Annotated in this window: 12 protein-coding genes and 3 pseudogenes; 6 read left to right on the plus strand and 9 right to left on the minus strand. The window is 62.3% G+C overall.

Annotated features, from left to right (window positions below; all coding sequences use genetic code 11):
* Positions 1 to 12 precede the first annotated feature (12 nt).
* Positions 13 to 570: a dihydrofolate reductase family protein gene (locus RSO67_RS03895; protein WP_315842444.1), complete on the plus strand. Its 558-nt coding sequence runs from the start codon at positions 13 to 15 to the stop codon at positions 568 to 570.
* 7 nt (positions 571 to 577) lie between these two features.
* Here the strand turns inward: RSO67_RS03895 and RSO67_RS03900 are convergent, their stop codons facing one another.
* The 4 genes and pseudogenes from RSO67_RS03900 to RSO67_RS03915 form a co-directional block, all read right to left on the minus strand.
* A complete protein-coding gene (locus RSO67_RS03900; protein WP_089263975.1) occupies positions 578 to 1,033 on the minus strand; it encodes a DoxX family protein in 456 nt (151 codons plus the stop codon).
* 280 nt (positions 1,034 to 1,313) lie between these two features.
* A pseudogene (locus tag RSO67_RS03905) lies at positions 1,314 to 3,624 on the minus strand (NADP-dependent malic enzyme).
* Positions 3,625 to 3,691: 67 nt separating this feature from the next.
* Entirely contained in the window at positions 3,692 to 5,464 is a 1,773-nt protein-coding gene (gene aspS, locus RSO67_RS03910; protein WP_149532421.1) for an aspartate--tRNA ligase, read from the minus strand.
* 309 nt (positions 5,465 to 5,773) lie between these two features.
* The gene (locus RSO67_RS03915) at positions 5,774 to 6,001 is read right to left on the minus strand and encodes a hypothetical protein (protein WP_315842445.1); all 228 of its coding nucleotides are present in this window, start codon (positions 5,999 to 6,001) and stop codon (positions 5,774 to 5,776) included.
* On the opposite strand from RSO67_RS03915, the gene RSO67_RS03920 reads away from it, so the two are divergent.
* The 3 genes from RSO67_RS03920 (at position 5,973) to rnd (ending at position 10,428) form a co-directional block, all read left to right on the plus strand.
* Positions 5,973 to 7,652: a methyl-accepting chemotaxis protein gene (locus tag RSO67_RS03920; RefSeq protein WP_315842446.1), complete on the plus strand. Its 1,680-nt coding sequence runs from the start codon at positions 5,973 to 5,975 to the stop codon at positions 7,650 to 7,652. The genes RSO67_RS03915 and RSO67_RS03920 overlap by 29 nt on opposite strands.
* Positions 7,653 to 7,702: 50 nt before the next feature.
* Positions 7,703 to 9,178, plus strand: coding sequence for a protein adenylyltransferase SelO (locus tag RSO67_RS03925; protein WP_315842447.1), 1,476 nt, complete (start codon positions 7,703 to 7,705; stop codon positions 9,176 to 9,178).
* A 101-nt stretch (positions 9,179 to 9,279) separates the two neighbouring features.
* Positions 9,280 to 10,428 (plus strand): ribonuclease D, encoded by a 1,149-nt coding sequence (gene rnd, locus RSO67_RS03930; RefSeq protein WP_315842448.1) that lies wholly within the window; start codon positions 9,280 to 9,282, stop codon positions 10,426 to 10,428.
* A gap of 87 nt (positions 10,429 to 10,515) precedes the next feature.
* On the opposite strand, the gene RSO67_RS03935 is transcribed toward rnd, so the two are convergent.
* From RSO67_RS03935 to RSO67_RS03955, 5 genes and pseudogenes are all read right to left on the minus strand, one after another.
* Positions 10,516 to 10,809, minus strand: a complete 294-nt coding sequence (locus RSO67_RS03935; RefSeq protein WP_315842449.1) for a hypothetical protein — start codon at positions 10,807 to 10,809, stop codon at positions 10,516 to 10,518.
* 138 nt (positions 10,810 to 10,947) lie between these two features.
* Positions 10,948 to 12,453: an exopolyphosphatase gene (gene ppx / locus RSO67_RS03940; RefSeq protein ID WP_315842450.1), complete on the minus strand. Its 1,506-nt coding sequence runs from the start codon at positions 12,451 to 12,453 to the stop codon at positions 10,948 to 10,950.
* Between the two features lie 12 nt (positions 12,454 to 12,465).
* Positions 12,466 to 14,667 (minus strand): RNA degradosome polyphosphate kinase, encoded by a 2,202-nt coding sequence (locus tag RSO67_RS03945; RefSeq protein ID WP_315842451.1) that lies wholly within the window; start codon positions 14,665 to 14,667, stop codon positions 12,466 to 12,468.
* 156 nt (positions 14,668 to 14,823) lie between these two features.
* Positions 14,824 to 15,500 (minus strand): annotated as a pseudogene (locus tag RSO67_RS03950) (chromosomal replication initiator DnaA).
* Between the two features lie 46 nt (positions 15,501 to 15,546).
* Positions 15,547 to 16,101 carry a CDP-alcohol phosphatidyltransferase family protein gene (locus RSO67_RS03955; protein ID WP_068731090.1) on the minus strand — a complete coding sequence of 185 codons (555 nt, stop codon included), beginning with the start codon at positions 16,099 to 16,101 and terminating at the stop codon, positions 15,547 to 15,549.
* Between the two features lie 168 nt (positions 16,102 to 16,269).
* Here RSO67_RS03955 and purM point away from each other — a divergent pair.
* A pseudogene (gene purM / locus RSO67_RS03960) lies at positions 16,270 to 17,342 on the plus strand (phosphoribosylformylglycinamidine cyclo-ligase).
* A gap of 7 nt (positions 17,343 to 17,349) precedes the next feature.
* On the plus strand, positions 17,350 to 18,006 hold the full coding sequence (gene purN / locus RSO67_RS03965; protein ID WP_315842452.1) for a phosphoribosylglycinamide formyltransferase: 657 nt from the start codon (positions 17,350 to 17,352) through the stop codon (positions 18,004 to 18,006).
* Positions 18,007 to 18,034 lie beyond the last annotated feature (28 nt).

Genomic DNA, 18,034 nt, shown 5'->3' on the forward strand with positions numbered 1-18,034 from the left:
TCGACGCCCCTGATGCCCGCATTTCGTTTCAACGGCTACGTCATCGTCTCGGCGGACGGCATGCTCGCCGACGCCAGTGGTGTGATGCCCGATACGCTCAAATTTCCCGGCGACCTCGCCTTTTTCACCGCAGGTCTCGACCGCGCCGATCTGATCGTGCACGGCAAACATTCGTTCGAGGATCAGCCAAACTCACCGAAGCGCAAGCGCATCATCGTCAGCCGTAGCATTGCTGCCATAGGCCCCGATCCCGAAAACAACAAAGCCACGCTGTGGAATCCGGCCGGCGCATCTTTTGAAGACGCTTGCGCGCATGCGGGCGTTCATGCCGGCACCGTCGCCATCATCGGCGGCCCCAGCGTATTCGAGATGTTCTTTGACCGCATCGACGTGTTTTGGCTGTCGCAAGCGCCGCATGTCCACCTGCCCGGCGGCGAAGGATGCTTCCCTGGCGTCCCCGAACGATCGCCGCAGGACATTCTCTCCCGTCACGGCTTGCAGGCGAGCGAGGTTCAGATCCTCGACACCACACATGAAGTCACTGTGACGGCTTGGCGGCGGGTGTCCTGAACGAGAACTAAACTTCGTTGTAGCCGCCCGGTAGCCGCGCGCTGCGACCGATACCGGCGATCATGAAGAGGCCACCGATCAGCGACAGGTTCTTCAGCGCGTGGATCATCTGGTTCTTGGCCTCAGGACCGGTCAGGTTCCAGAAATCGTGAAAGTAGAACGTTGCGGCCATCACGAACAGGACCAGCACCAGAGCGAAGAAGCGCGCACCCAGGTTCAGCGCGACGAGGATACCGCCGACCAGTTCCAGTGTTGCAACGGCGATTGCGAGGATCTGCTTCAATTCCATGCCCGCCAGCCCTTCGAGCTGCGTCGCATACGGCGTCACGACCGCAGGGATCGTCGGGATAACCTTGTTCGCGATCGCATCTGCTGTTGCGCTGAGGTCGAGAAACTTGGATGCGCCGGACGCGATGAAGATCACGGCAAAGAGAATGCGCCCGAAAGTAATAAACGCTGGCATTGGTCGGCCTCGCTGGACTGCAATGAATACTTGTCGAAATACGTGACAAGTATGATCATTCCATCACATTTTTCAAACGAACATCGTCATTCCGGAGCATGTCGGATCGCGCAACGACCCGGCATGAACCCGGAATCTGGAAATGATGAGCACTTTTTTCTTACAGCGTCTTCCCAAGCGATGAACACATCGGGATTCCCCGCCACTCCACTTGGAGTGGCTGAGGTTCGCGCCTCGATGCCTTTGGCGTCGTTCGCGCCCCGGAATGACCGAGTATAAATCAGCCGAACAGGCTCGCCTGCGGACGTCCTGCCCGCTCCTGCGCCTCAACGGCGGCAACCGCCGTCATGTTGAGGATACCACGCGCTGTCACCCCCGGCGTCAGGATATGCGCCGGACGCGCCGGGCCGATCAAGATCGGGCCGACCGGGAGCGCATCGGCCAGTGTCTTGATCATCTGATAGGCGACATTGGCGGCATCGAGCGTCGGCATGATGAGGACATTCGCCGAGCCTTCGAGCTTCGAATGCGGCAGCACGATCTTGCGGGCCGCTTCCGACAGCGCGGTGTCGCCCTGCATTTCGCCATCGGACTCGATTTCCGGATGCTTCTCACGCAGCAATGCTGCGGCGCGGCGCATCTTGCGCGAAGAGTCCGTATCGTAGCTGCCAAAGTCAGAATGCGACACGAAAGCGATCTTCGGCTTCATGGCGAAGCGCTGCACGTGGTTCGCAGCGAGCGCCGCGATTTCCGCGAGTTCTTCCGCGCTCGGATCTCGGACGCACCTGCGTATCAGCGATGAAGTGCGCACCCTTGCTAGTGATCATCAGCGACAGCGCTGCAAAATCGCTGACGCCCGGCAGGAAGCCGATGATCTCGCGCACATGGCGCAGATGGCTCATGTAGCGGCCTTCGACGCCGCAGATCATTGCATCCGCCTCGCCGCGGATCACGGCGAGCGCGGCGATCACCGTCGCATTGGTGCGGACGACCGTGCGCGCCGCATCCGGCGTCACGCCGCGACGGCCGGCCACATCGATATAGGACTGCACGTAAGAGCGATAACGCGGATCGTCCTCGGGATTGATCAGGTCGAAATCCTGGCCGGCCTGGATCGCCAGACCGAACCGCTTGATGCGGGCTTCGACGACCGACGGACGGCCAACGAGGATCGGGCGCGCCAGCTTCTCTTCCAGCACCACCTGCACGGCGCGCAGCACGCGCTCGTCTTCGCCTTCGGCATAGATCACGCGCACCGGCTGGGTCTTTGCCTTCGCGAAGACCGGCTTCATCACCAGACCGGAGCGGAATGCGAAACGCTCGAGACCTGCGGCGTATTCCTCGAAATTGGCGATCGGGCGCGAGGCCACGCCGGATTCCATCGCCGCCTTGGCGACGGCCGGCGCGATGCGCAGGATCAGGCGCGGATCGAACGGGCTCGGGATCAGCGACCCCGGACCGAAGCCCTGGGTTTCGGTCTCGAAGCCGGCAGTCACCGCATCGGACGGCGGATCCTGCGCAAGCTGTGCGATGGCATCCACGGCAGCGATCTTCATCGCCTCGTTGATCGCGGTGGCACCACAATCCAGCGCGCCGCGGAAGATAAAGGGGAAACAGAGGACGTTGTTGACCTGGTTCGGGAAGTCCGACCGGCCGGTGCAGATCATCGCATCCGGGCGTGCCTTGCGCGCTTCGTCCGGCATGATCTCCGGCGTCGGATTGGCCAGCGCCATCACCAGCGGCTTGTCGGCCATCGCCTTGACCATCTCGGGCTTCAGCACGCCCGGAGCGGAGACGCCCAAGAAAATATCGGCGCCGGCGATGACATCGCCGAGCACGCGCGCATCGGTCTTCTGCGCATAGACCGCCTTCCAGCGATCCATCAGGGTGTTGCGGCCCTCATGCACCACGCCGTCGATATCGCAGACCCAGATGTTCTTCTTCTGCGCGCCCAGCGACACCAGAAGATTGAGACAGGCGATCGCCGCAGCGCCAGCGCCGGAGCAGACGATCTTGACGTTCTTGATGTTCTTGCCGTTCAGCAGCAGCGCGTTCTTGATCGCGGCGCCGACGATGATGGCGGTGCCATGCTGATCGTCGTGAAACACCGGGATCTTCATGCGCTCCTTGAGCTGCGTTTCGATCTCGAAACACTCCGGTCCCTTGATGTCTTCAAGGTTGATGCCACCGAAGGTCGGCTCCAACGCCGCGACGACCTCAACCACTCGCTCGATGGTGTCGGCTGCGATCTCGATGTCGAACACGTCGATGCCGGCGAATTTCTTGAACAGAACCGCCTTGCCTTCCATTACCGGCTTCGACGCCAGCGGGCCGATATTGCCGAGACCAAGCACGGCCGTGCCATTGGAGACGACAGCCACGAGATTGGCGCGCGAGGTCAGCGACGCCGCTTCATTGGGGTCGGCAGCAATCGCGAGACACGGCGCCGCCACGCCCGGCGAATAGGCCAGCGCCAGATCGCGCTGGTTGGCGAGCGGCTTGGTAGCCTGGATTTCGAGCTTACCCGGCTTGGGAAGGCGGTGATAGGCAAGCGCCGCGCGCGAAAGATCGTCGGAGGATGAAGAAGACATGCGTGCTCCCGCGCGTCATAAAACAAAAGTTAGGTAGAAGGGCGTTTCTTCTTGTTGGTTTGCTGGACTACTTGTCCTGCAGATTGAGACGGATATGCGCTTCACGCAACTGCTTCGGCGAAGCCTCTGACGGCGCGCCCATCAACAGATCTTCAGCACGCTGATTCATCGGGAAGAGCGAGATCTCGCGCAGGTTGTTCGTACCGCAGAGCAGCATCACGATACGATCGACGCCTGCCGCCATACCGCCATGGGGCGGCGCGCCATACTGGAAGGCGCGATACATGCCGCCGAAGCGCTCGACCACCGTCTCCTCGCCGTAGCCGGCGATCTCAAATGCCTTCACCATGGCTTCCGGCTTGTGATTACGGATGCCGCCCGACGCGATCTCATAGCCGTTGCAGGTGATGTCATACTGGAACGCCTTGATGGTCAGCGGATCCTGCCCGACCAGCGCATCCATGCCACCTTGCGGCATCGAGAACGGGTTGTGCGAGAAGTCGACCTTTTTGTCGTCCTCGTTGTACTCGTACATCGGGAAATCGACGATCCAGGCCAGCGCAAAGCGCTCCTTGTCGATCAGGTTCAGCTCTTCGCCGACCTTGGTGCGTGCGAGACCGGCGAACTTGTAGAATTTCTCGGGATCGCCCGCGACGAAGAACGCGGCGTCGCCGGCCTTCAGGCCGAGTTGCTGACGGATCGCTTCGGTACGCTCCGGTCCGATGTTATTGGCGAGCGGGCCTGCACCCTCACCGCCCTCGCGCCACATGATGTAGCCGAGGCCCGGCTGGCCTTCGCCCTGCGCCCAGGAATTCATGCGGTCGCAAAATGCACGGCTGCCGCCGCCGGGACCGGGGATCGCCCAAACCTGGTTCTTGTCGTCTTCGAGCATGCGCGCGAACACCTTGAAGCCGGAGCCGCGGAAGTGCTCTGCCGTGTTCTGCATCTCGATCGGGTTGCGCAGATCCGGCTTGTCGGTGCCGTATTTGCGGAGCGACTCTGCGTAAGGAATCTTCGGCCAGTCCTTGTTGACCGGCTTGCCCTTGGCGAACTCCTCGAACACGCCGGTGATCACCGGCTGCACCGCCGCGAACACGTCTTCCTGTTCGACAAAGCTCATCTCGAGATCGAGCTGGTAGAATTCGCCCGGCAGACGATCGGCGCGCGGATCCTCGTCGCGGAAACATGGCGCGATCTGGAAGTAACGGTCGAAGCCCGACATCATCAGCAGCTGCTTGTACTGCTGCGGTGCCTGCGGCAGCGCGTAGAACTTGCCGGGATGGATGCGCGACGGCACCAGGAAGTCGCGTGCGCCTTCCGGCGACGACGCGGTGAGGATCGGCGTCTGGAATTCGAAGAAGCCCTGCTCCTTCATCCGCTTACGCATCGAGTCGACGATGGCGCCGCGGGTCATGATGTTCTGGTGCAGCTTCTCGCGGCGCAGGTCGAGGAAGCGATATTTCAGCCGGATGTCTTCCGGATAGTCCTGATCACCAAACACCGGCAGCGGCAGTTCGGCTGCGGGGCCGAGCACCTCGATGGCATCGATATAGATCTCGACATCGCCAGTGGGCAGTTCGGCATTCTCGGTGCCGCCGGGACGACGACGCACCTTGCCGTCGATCTTCACAACCCATTCCGAACGCAGCGTCTCAGCGACCTTGAATGCCGGCGAGTCCGGGTCGGCGACGCATTGCGTCAAGCCGTAATGGTCACGCAAATCGATGAACAGCACGCCGCCGTGGTCGCGGATACGATGGCACCACCCCGACAGGCGAACGGTCTGGTCGATATGGCTGTCGCGGAGCGCGCCGCAGGTGTGAGACCGGTAGCGATGCATGGGTATCCTGGAAATACGTCAGAGGGCGGAATCGGGATCGCGATCAAGCGCGAAGCGCAGGGTTTACCCGACCGCACCCGACGCGGCAACCAAAGCTCGGCGATCAGATCGCCCGAATTTGCGGGCCGCGACTGCATCACCGCAGGCCTCCAACCGATGAATTTCGGACTACCATTTCGAAATGCAATCGAGCGATCGGAAAACCTCCCGCAACGCGGGAACTACATGATTGCACACGCAATAATCAGTTACCTCAGATCACGCGCCATCGGCACCCGGATACGCCGCATCGGTATTTCAGCACCAGATTCAATTACTTAAAGCGGTATTTGTGTCAAAATTTACTGAACGTTGACGACCACCATTCACTGTCTTGCCGTGAACCCAGCCCGTTTTGAAGGCAGGTGATTCAACTGGAACTTGCTGCTTCTTGCCCTGCCGCAACCCAAGGCAGCCGCCATTTCGGCTGACCGGCGTCGCAGCCTTAGAACCGCCGAGGAATATGTTCGTGCTCGCCAGATATTCGATCAGTACCAAGCTGTTTGTCATTGTCGCTTTTCTCTTCGTGGTGATCGCGGGCATCGGCACCCTCGCCTTCATGCAGATGCGAGCCATCAACGCAGCAACCCAGGATATCCAGACGCAGTGGCTCCCCAGCGTCCGCTGGATCGGTGAGATGCGCGTTCAGTCGGCGCGGTATCGCGCTGTGCTGCGCGACCACCTGATCGTGGCCGACGCCGACCGTCCTGATGTCGACAAGAACCTCGCCGCCCGCAAGTCTGACTTCGACAAGGCCGCGAAGGCCTACGCCCCGCTGGTATCGTCGCCAGCCGAACGCGAACTGGCCGACAAGCTTGACGCGGAATGGAAGGCCTTCATCACCGCGGGCAACGACGTCCAGGCCCTCGCCAACAAGGGCGACGTAACGGCAGCCAAAGAGATCAATGCCAAGAAGGTCGTCCCGACCGGCCGCGCCATGGACGGCACATTGGCCAAGCTAGTCGAGTTGAACGACAAGGGCGCCGAAGTGGCCGGCAGCAATGCGAACGCAACCTATGCCAACGCGATCTGGATGATGGTTATCATTCTCGGCGCCTCGGTCGTGCTCGGTCTCGGCGCTGCCATGTATCTGGTGCGCGACATTTCCGGCGGCATCGCCTCGATCCTGAAGCCAATGGGCCAGCTGACCGATGGTCAGTTGGAGGCCGTCATTCCGCATCAGGGCGAAAGCACCGAGATCGGCCGTATCGCCAGCGCGTTGCAGATCTTCAAGGACGCCCTCATCGCCAAGCGTGCTGCGGATCAGGCTGCCGGTGCCGAAGCCGCCATCAAGGCCGCCCGTGCGGAAACCATCACGAAGGCGACCAGCAACTTCGAGTCGATGATCAGCGAACTGGTGGGCTCCTTGTCATCGGCCTCGACCGAACTCGAAGCCTCCGCCACCACACTGACGCGTACGTCGGATATCACCATGAGCCTCTCGGGGTCGGCCGCATCCGCATCGCACGTTGTGTCGAACAACGTTCAGTCGGTTGCTGCCGCCACCGAGGAAATCACCTCGTCGGTGAACGAGATCGGGCGTCAGGTTCACGAGTCCAACCGCATCGCCTCGACCGCCGTGCTGCAGGCCGAAAAGACCAACGAGAGCATCGCCAAGCTCTCGCAGGCCACCGCGCGGATCGACGACGTCGTGAAGCTCATCACGGCTGTCGCCGAACAGACCAACTTGCTCGCGCTCAACGCCACCATCGAGGCCGCGCGCGCTGGTGAGGCCGGCCGCGGTTTCGCTGTCGTCGCCGCCGAAGTGAAGGCGTTGGCGTCGCAGACCGCCAAGGCCACCGACGAAATCAGCATGCAGATCGCCGGCATGCAGGCAGCTAGTGCAGAAACCGTCGAGACCATCAAGGAGATCGGCTCGACCATCACACTGATTTCCGAAGTCTCGTCGGCCATCGCGGCGGCGGTCGAGGAACAGGGCGCGGCGACGCAGGAAATCGCGCGCAATGTCCAGCAGTCGGCCCAGCTCAGCACCCAGGTTGCCAGCGAAGTCACCGAGGTCAATCGCGGCGCCAGCGAGACTGGCTCAGCCTCCACGCAGGTGCTGGCTGCGGCGCAGTCGCTATCGCTCGAAAGCAATCGCCTGAAGAGCGAAGTCGACCGGTTCCTCGACACGGTTCGCGCCGCCTGAGACCACTTTCAGCGGTTGCCTAACACGTCGTGGCCCCCCATCTTGGGGCCATGACAGTCCACTTCCCGTTCGACAACAGCTATGCCGCCCTGCCCGCGAATTTCTTCGCCCGCGTTGCACCGACGCCGGTGACAGCGCCGCGGCTGATCAAGCTGAACCGCGCACTGGCCGACCAACTCCGCATCGATCCTGACTGGCTGGCCAGTCCCGAAGGCGTCGAGGTCCTCGCCGGCAAACGCGTGCCCGATGGCGCCGATCCCCTCGCGATGGCCTATGCCGGACATCAGTTCGGACATTTCGTGGCGCAGCTCGGCGACGGCCGCGCAATCCTGCTTGGCGAGGTCATCGACCGCGACGGCGTGCGCCGCGACATCCAGCTTAAAGGCTCCGGTCCAACGCCTTTCTCGCGCCGCGGCGATGGCCGTGCTGCGCTTGGTCCAGTGATCCGGGAATATATCGTCAGCGAAGCCATGGCGGCCCTGGGCATTCCCACAACGCGCTCACTCGCCGCCGTCCTCACGGGCGAACGGGTTCAGCGTGAGACGATGCTGCCGGGCGCCGTGCTGACTCGCGTCGCCTCAAGCCATATTCGCGTCGGCACGTTTCAGTTTTTCGCCGCGCGCGAGGATATCGCCGGCGTCAAACAACTCGCCGATCATGTCATCAACAGGCACTATCCCGACGCAGCCGAAGCCGAACATCCCATTCGCGCGCTGCTCGATGCGGTGATCCGCCGTCAGGCCGAACTTGTCGCCCGCTGGCTGCATGTCGGCTTCATCCACGGCGTGATGAACACCGATAACTGCTCGGTATCTGGCGAGACCATCGATTACGGCCCCTGCGCCTTCATGGACGCCTACGATCCCGCCACCGTCTACAGCTCGATCGACGAGATGGGCCGCTACGCTTATGCGAACCAGCCGCGCATCGCGCTGTGGAATCTCACGCGCTTCGCCGAGACGCTGCTGCCGCTGATCGACAGCGATGAGAAGACCGCCATCGAGATTGCGCAGGCCGCATTGGGTGAATTCTCTGATATTTTCGACACGGCCTATCAGGCCGGTCTCCGCCGGAAGCTCGGGCTATTCACCAGCCAGCCGGACGATGCCGCATTGGCGCAGGATCTGCTGACCGCCATGACGGCCAATCAAGCCGATTTCACCCTGACCTTCCGCCGCCTCGGCGCCGCCGCGGTTGACACCGACAATGACGAAGCCGTGCGCGGACTGTTCATCGATCCGACGGCGTTTGACGCCTGGGCCGTGAACTGGCGGGCACGACTCGGCCGGGAGTCGGAGACCTCCGAGGCACGCTATCAGGCCATGCAGGCAGTCAATCCGGCCTTCATCCCCCGCAATCATCGCGTCGAGGCGGTGATCCAGGCGGCGCTGGCCGACGACTACGCGCCGTTCGAGAAATTGCTGGCCGTGCTAGCGAAACCTTATGAAGATCAACCGGAGATGGCGGATTACGCCGAGCCGCCAGAGCCGGATCAGCGCGTACTGAAGACCTTCTGCGGCACCTAAACACCCTCATTCTGTCGGAGTAGACCTCCAATCTGCCCGAAACACCTTGACTCAACAGGTTTTTCGGCCGAACGCCTTGGCAAAAGCGTTATGGACCGTCCATGGAACTGATCACGACCACTGCCCAGCTGACCGCCGCCTGCGAGCGACTTGCCAAGCACCCCGTCATTACGGTCGACACGGAATTCCTCCGCGAGACCACTTATTACCCGCTGCTCTGCGTGGTCCAGATGGCCAGCGCGGAAGACGCGGTGGTGATCGACACGCTTGCCGACGGCATCGACCTCACGTCGTTCTTCGACCTGATGGCCAACGAGGCCGTGCTGAAGGTCTTCCATGCCGCGCGGCAGGACATCGAAATCATCGTGCACCGCGCCGGCGTGGTGCCGCATCCGATCTTCGACACCCAGGTCGCAGCCATGGTGCTCGGCTACGGCGACAGCATTGCCTATGACCAGCTCGTCGAACGCGTCACCGGCCACCGCCCCGACAAGACCCACCGCTTTACCGATTGGTCGCGCCGTCCGCTGACCGAAGAGCAGTTGCACTACGCCGTCTCCGACGTCACCCATCTGCGCGACGTGTTCGCCAAGCTCGATGCCGATCTGAAGAAGCGCGACCGCAGCGACTGGGTCAGCGAGGAAATGGAAATTCTCACCTCGCCAAAGACCTATGATTTTCATCCCGAACGCGCCTGGGAACGGTTGAAGACCCGCGTCCGCAAGCCGAAAGAGCTCGCAGTGCTGATGGAAGTCGCTGCCTGGCGCGAACAGGAAGCACAGAGCCGCGATGTGCCGCGCTCGCGCGTGCTGAAGGACGATGCCGTCGGCGATATCGCGACCCACGCGCCGACCTCACTGGAGAAGCTTGCCAATCTGCGTTCACTGCCGAAGGGCTTTGATCGCTCCAAGTGGGGCAGCGACATTGTCGCCGCCGTCCAACGTGGCATCGCCCGCGATCCCGCCACGTTGCCGAAGATCGAGAAGCCGCGCGGCAATTCGAATGGCGCGGCTACCGTCGAACTGCTGAAGGTGTTGCTGCGCATGACGTCCGAGCGTCACGCCGTCGCCAGCAAGGTCATCGCCACCGTCGACGATCTCGAGCAGATCGCCACCGACGACAATGCCGATGTCGGCGCCCTGCACGGCTGGCGGCGTGAGTTGTTCGGCGAGGCCGCCCTGGCGCTCAAGCATGGCCGCCTCGCATTGGCGATGGAAAAAGGCCGGGTGATCCGGGTGGATCGCGCGTAGGCTGCGTCGTCCAAGGTAGCGCTCTGATTGCCTGCCGCAGGGCGAGGCGTACAGCATCTCGCCCTGCGAGACGCAATGACGATCGCTTTACGCCACCGATCTGTTCTTGATCGCTCCGACGATTGCCGTCAGCACCGCACCTGCGACACCGCCTCCGGCCACCTGACCGATCAGCGAACCGATATCGGTGGTCGCCGATGCGTTTGAAAGCATGGGAATCAGCATTCCGAGAATTTGACCTCCAACGCCGCCACCTATTGCACCCGCGATCGTGTTGCCGATTGTGCCGAGATCGACAGACTTGGATGCACCACCGGCGACATTTCCGCCAATCGCACCGCCAATCAGTTGAACGATAAGGTTGATCAGAAGGGCTGACATTTCGACTCTCCTGGTCCGGAAATCGTATGTACTTGCCGCGTGGACCAAAACGGCCGCACCGGAACAGAGTATACGCACGGAAACCGAGAGTCACGCCGCGCCGCAACCAGTAGTACCATTCAAAACCAGCGACGGTGACTATCGCCTGACGATCGAACCGGACTTCCCGACCAGTCGCGCGAGTTGCTTGAAGCGGCTACCGACGCGGTCGGCGACGAGATCGACCATGCGATGCTCGAAGACGAGCATCATCTTGCGATCCTTGGTGGCGAAATGCGTGGCGGGCAGTACGCCCGGGCGCGCCGCCGAAATGAGATGCGCGACCCTGAACAGCGCGCCGAGCAAACGGGCGCGTTCGACCTGTGCCGGCGAGACAAGCGCGCGGACCAGCTCCGGGGGCTCGTTCTCGGCGCCGAATCCTGCGTAGCGGTAGTACACACAGAGCGCGAGGAATGCGCGACCATGATGATCGACCGAGCCGAAATTGCCGTTCGTGATCAGACTGAGCGTCTGCTCGCCGCGATGATCCGGGTGAACGCGCCAACCGATATCGGACAACAGACACGCCACTCGGCGTAACCGACGATCCTCGTCGGTCTCTTTGAGCTTGGCGACACGGGCGAACCGATCACTCCAGTCGCTCAGCTCCTGCGCGTGGCGGGCCGAACGCGACAGCAACTCGTTCATCGTCTGCGCGGCACCGACCAGACCATCTTGCATGCGCTGCGCTTGCGGCAGCATTTCGTACAGCAAGCCCTCACGGACGCCATAGGTCGAGAACACGATAGTCTTCGGCTTGGCGGTGCGAATGACATATTCAAGCACGAGCGCCGCGTAGACCAGCAGCGGCTGGCGCTGTTCGGCGATGGCTTCGATGTTGGCAAGAATGTTGGCCGTCGCCAGCCGGCGCAAGCGGCGCACGAAATCGAGCGCTTCGTTGGCCGGGATCGAATAACCATGCATCACGCGTAGCGGATAGCCGCTCTGGATGATGTGCAGCCGGGCAAGAGCACGCCAGGTGCCGCCAACCGCATAGAAATTGCGACCCACGCCCGCCTTGAGTTGCGCGACGTCAGCCAGCGCCAGCTTGACGATGCGTTCGGCCTTCTTTGGCGATTTTTGTGAGGCGTCCTGCAATGCGAGACTACCGAGCGGCAGCGTCACGCCCTGCCGGACCGCATTGCCTTTGACATCGATCAATTCGAGCGAACCGCCGCCGAGATCGCCAACCAGGCCATCCGGCTTGTGCACGCCTGAAATTACGCCCAGCGCCGAGAGCTTCGCTTCGCGCGGCCCCGATATGATCTGGATCTCGCAGCCGCAGATTTTCTCGGCTGCTGCGATGAAGGCAGGTCCATTGCTCGCATCGCGCGCCGCAGCGGTCGCGATCGCGTAGACGCGACCGACCTTCATGACCCTGCACAACGCACGGAAGCGCCGAAGCGCCGTCAACGCCTTGTCGACGGCGTCCTTGGCCAGCAGTCCAGTGCTCTGCACTTCGCGGCCGAGACCGCACAACGCCTTTTCATTGAAGAGCGTGACAAGGCTTCGCGTCAGCGTCTCGTAGACCACGAGACGCACCGAGTTGGAGCCAATATCGATGACGGCGACGCTGGTCGCGCGTTGATTGGCACGCGCTACCACGTTGCTGGTTCCTTACGAGGATTGGTGACGCTCCGAACGGCGGGTGAGCCGGCGCGGGGATGATTTCTCAAGCGACTTTCCACGGCCAGACAGACTCGGATTCGTCATGAAGTAATTGTGCACATTGAAGGGTTCCTCGCCCTTCGCTGCCTTCATACGCGTTGACGACCCGTCCGGCAACAATTGCCAGCTCTGTTCCGTATCCTTGAGATTGGCCACCATGATCTGCTCGAGCACCTGGGTATGCACGGTGGGGTTCTGTAGCGGACAGAGAACCTCGACGCGGCGATCCAGATTGCGCGGCATCATGTCAGCAGACGATATGTATATCGCCGCCTTCGGGCTCGGCAGGCCATTGCCCATACCGAAGCAATAGATTCGACCATGTTCAAGGAAGCGGCCGATGATCGACTTGACGCGAATGTTTTCGGACAGGCCGGGCACGCCCGGCCGCAGGCAGCAGATGCCACGCACGATCAGTTCAATGGATACACCGGCATTCGACGCCTCATAGAGCGCATCGATGATTTCCGGATCGACCAGCGAATTCATCTTGAGCCAGATCGCACCCGGCTTGCCGCTGCGGGCGAATGCCGCTTCACCGCGGATGTGTTCGAGCATGCGTCCGCGCAAGGTCAGCGGCGACACGGCCATCTTCTCGATGTCGCTCGGCTCGGCATAGCCGGTGATATAGTTGAAGACGCGTGCGGCATCGCGACCGATGATCGGGTCGGATGTGAAATATGACAGATCGGTGTAAATGCGCGCTGTGACCGGATGATAGTTGCCGGTGCCGGTGTGCACATAGGTCGTGAGCGAGCCGCCCTCGCGGCGCACCACCAGCGACAGCTTGGCGTGGGTCTTCAATTCCAGGAAGCCATAGACTACCTGAACACCGGCGCGTTCGAGATCGCGCGCCCAGCGGATATTGGCCTCTTCGTCGAACCGCGCACGTAACTCAACCAGTGCCGTCACCGACTTGCCGGCTTCGGCGGCCTCGACCAGCGTGCGGACGATCGGCGAGTTGTTCGAGGTGCGATACAGGGTCTGCTTGATCGCCACCACATCCGGATCGCGCGCGGCCTGCTGCAGGAACTGCACGACGACGTCGAAGGATTCATAGGGATGATGGACAATCAGGTCCTTCTGACGGATCGCGGCAAAGATGTCGCCGCCATGATCGCGAACACGCTCCGGATGACGCGGCACATAAGGCACGAATTCGAGATCGGGCCGATCGAGGCGCGTGAGCTGCGAGACCTCGTTCATGGCGAGGATGCCGTCGACCAGCAGGATTTCGTCATCCGAGGTCGCCAGCGCGCGCTGCACGAAGGCACGGAGTTCTGCCGGCATGCTGGCTTCGATTTCGAGGCGGATCACCGACCCTCTGCGGCGACGCTTCAGCGCAGTCTCGAACAGCCGGACCAGATCCTCGGCCTCTTCTTCGACTTCGAGTTCACTGTCGCGGATGATGCGGAAGGCACCCTGCCCCTGCACGGTGTAGCCCGGGAACAGACGCGCGATGAACAGGCCGGTGGCCTGTTCCAGCGTGATCAGACGGACCGCGCCGTCCTTGCCAGGGGTCGGCAGGCGGATGAAGCGATCGATCTTGCCGGGCATGCGGATCAGTGCGTTCATCGTCTTGCCATCGGACACACGCGACAGATGCAGCGCGATGGTGAAACCGAGGCTCGGAATAAACGGGAACGGGTGCGCCGGGTCGATCGCTAGCGGCGTCAGCAACGGGAAAATATTGTGGAGGAAGTGGTCCTCGATCCAGGTCCGGTCGGCCTTGCTGACCTCCTTGCCGTCGAGCAGTACGATTCCGACATCGGCCAGCATGCCGCGCTGGTCGCGCCAGATCGCCTGCTGGTCGCTGCCGAGCTTGGAGACCGCGCTGTTGATCAGCACCAGCTGCTCGGCGGGGGTCAGGCCGTCCGGGCTGCGCTCGGTGATTCCCTCGCGGACCTGCGCCTTGATACCGGCGACGCGGACCATGAAGAATTCATCAAGGTTGTTTGCGGAAATCGACAGGAAGCGGACACGCTCCAGCGCCGGATGGCCCGGATTGACGGACTCCTCAAGGACGCGGCGATTGAAATGCAGCCAGGACAGCTCGCGATTGATGAAGCGCTCGGGACCCGACGCGACCACCTCTGCCGGCTTCGCTTCGCCCTTTTTCTCTTCAATAACAATCTCTTCTGCGGAGTCCATGAGGCAGCAATCCATCCAGTTCAAGCAGCGCTATAGTGCCGGCAAATCACAGCGGACATTGCGTCAGTTGCGTGACGCTTCGATGACATTGAGGAACCTGCCTGCTGCGCCGTCAAGGCACGGTTTGACGCGCCGCGTTTGACGTCCAAGGCTAAGTCAGGCGTCGCGCAGCAGTTCCGCGGCCAATGCACGGGTCACCGGCCGTCCAAGCCGGAGCGCCTCGCTATCCAGCAATTCCACCGTATGGCGGGCGGCGGCGAATGACCGCTCGATGCGGCTGGCCACATAGCTGACCACGCTCTCGTCGATGCTGAGCTGGCGATCGGCACAAAACTTCACGATCAGCGCCCGAAACAACCCGTCATCCGGGGGCAGCAGATTGACCACCGGAATCGCACGGAGCCGCGACCGCAGATCGCGCAACTCGACCTCCATCGCGGCGGGGGGACCCGTGCCGTGATCAGCACATAGGCGTTGTCCTGACGTGCCAGATTAAGAAGGTGGAACAGCGCCCGCTCGTCGAAGGCCCCGGCATTGAGATCCTCCACCACCAGTGCGTTGGTCACCAACTCAGCCGGAACCGTCGCAGCCGTCAGGCTGTGCGCCATGGTGGAGCGTGCGCCGGCCTCCTCGGCCCAGATCGCCGCCAGATGGCTCTTGCCGGACCCCTCCGGGCCGACAAGCAGCATGACCCGGTTCGGCCAGTCCGGCCAGCAGTCGATCAGTCCCAGCGCCTCGGCATTGGCCGGGCCCTCAAGGAAGTTGTCGCGGGACAGACTCTCCGCATGGGGCAGCGCGAACGCCAATTGACGGGGTTGGACGCGGGCGACCACGCAAATACTCCTGCCGGCTCCGCCGGCGAACGTCACGAATACCGGTTTACCGGGGCTCTTGACCGGGTTCGATGGTGCTCATGTGTCGCATCCACTCGACGAGATAGAAGGACACAGAGAGCAGCGTCAAGACGGTCACAAAGCCCATTAAAATCAAATCGTAAGGCGAGGATTTGAAACCAAATCCGAGAGCAGCAAGGACCAAGGCTGCGAACGCCACCTGCGCCACCGTATTGAGCTTCGACACCATCAGCGGCTTCATCGGGATCGGCTTGCCGAACAACCATGACACAATCACGGCGCCCACGATCATGATATCCCGCGACACCACGAGAATCACGATCCAGCGCGGAACTGCCCCCCATATCCCCAGGGAGACATAGATCGAGACCAGCAGCGCCTTATCGGCCAAGGGGTCGAGCAGCGCACCGAGTTCGCTGGCCATGTTGAAACGCTTGGCGAGAAAGCCGTCCACGGCATCGCTGACCCCCGCAATCACAAAGATTGCAAAGGCGATTTCCATCTGGTTCGAGGCAATCGCCCAGACGATCACGGGCACCAGCAGGATGCGCCCGAGGGTGATTAAATTGGGGATACTCACGCGGCGTTTCCCGGCTCCGGCCTGTTTCGCAATCCGAGCTTGGGGGCTCCGACCGGCTTACCGCCTACATAGTAATCGGGATAGCGTTTACGAGCCATTGCGCAGGCGGGGATTCCGACGTAACCAGCCGAAAATACACAGTTTCGCAGCTCCGGCAGGATACCCGGCATGACCGACCAGAAAAAAGGCCTCACTTACGCGGACGCGGGCGTCGATATCGATGCCGGCAACCGTCTGGTGGACCTCATCAAGCCGATGGTTCGCGCAACCGCCCGTGCCGGCGCTGACGCCGAGATCGGCGGCTTCGGCGGACTGTTCGACCTCAAGGCCGCCGGCTTCAAGGATCCGGTTCTCGTCGCCGCCACCGACGGCGTTGGCACCAAGGTCAAGATCGCTATCGAAGCCGGCATCCATAACGGCATCGGCATCGATCTCGTCGCCATGTCAGTCAACGACCTCGTGGTCCAGGCGCCGAGCCGCTGTTCTTTCTCGACTACTTCGCCTGCGGCAAGCTCGACCCAGAAGCCACCGCCTCAATCGTCGCTGGCATCGCAGAGGGCTGCCGTGAATCCGGCTGCGCGCTGATCGGCGGCGAGACCGCCGAGATGCCCGGCCTCTACAAGGACGGCGACTACGACCTCGCCGGATTCTCGGTGGGTGCTGCGGAGCGCGGCACGCTGCTGCCGACCAAGGATATCGGCGTGGGCGATGCCGTCATCGGCATGGCCTCGTCTGGCGTCCACTCCAACGGCTTCTCGCTGGTCCGCAAGATTGTCGAGCGCACGGGCCTCTCTTACGCCGACAAAGCGCCGTTCTCGCCTGTGATGACGCTTGGCGGTGCGCTGCTGACCCCGACCCGGCTCTATGTGAAATCCTGCTTGCGCGCGATCCGGGAGACCGGCGCCGTGAAGGGCCTCGCGCATATCACTGGCGGCGGCTTCACGGACAACATCCCGCGCGTGCTGCCAAAGAACCTCGGCGTTCGCATCGACCTGCCCTCCCTCACCGTCCTGCCGGTGTTCAAGTGGCTAGCAAAGGAAGGCGATATCGCCGAACTTGAGCTGCTGCGCACCTTCAATTGCGGCGTCGGCATGATCGCCATCGTCAAGCGCGAAGCTGTGCAGCAGGTGATGGACATCCTGCGCGAGGGCGGCGAGACCGTGTCGCTGCTCGGCGACGTCATCGAGGCCACAGGCGACGAGCGCGTCGTTTATGACGGACATCTCGAACTCAACCTGTGAGGCCGTGATGCGTCGCGTCGCCATCCTGATTTCCGGCCGCGGGTCGAACATGACGGCGCTGATCGAGGCCGCTGCCGCAGATGGCTTCCCGGCCGAGATTGTGCTGGTGATTTCCAACAGGGTTGATGCTCCCGGCCTCGCCACTGCGCAGGCCAATGGCGTCAAGACGCTGGTGATCGAGAGCAAGCCGTTCGGCAAGGATCGCGCCGGCTTCGAGAAGCTGCTGCAGGCGGCCCTCGACGAGCACAAGATCGAGCTGATCTGCCTCGGCGGCTTCATGCGCCTGTTCACGGCGGAATTCGTGCGACACTGGTACGGCCGGATGCTGAACATCCACCCGTCGCTGCTGCCGTCCTTCCCCGGCCTCGATCCGCACGGCCAGGCGTTGCATGCCGGCGTCAAGATTTCCGGCGCCACGGTGCATTTCGTCATTCCGGAGACCGATGCCGGCCCGATCGTGATGCAGGGAGCCGTGGCGGTAGCCGATGATGACACCCCCGACACCCTCGCCGCGCGCGTGCTCGACATCGAGCACAAGATCTATCCGCAGGCATTACGGCTGTTGGCCACCAACAGCGTCGCTATCACCGGCGACACCTGTACCACTAGTACCGGCGCCAGCGCCAGCCGCGACGACACGCTGATTTCGCCAACCGTGATCTGACGCGCCTTTAAGCGCGAGCGCGGCGCTG

Source organism: Tardiphaga sp. 709 (genome assembly GCF_032401055.1).
Classification (GTDB): domain Bacteria; phylum Pseudomonadota; class Alphaproteobacteria; order Rhizobiales; family Xanthobacteraceae; genus Tardiphaga.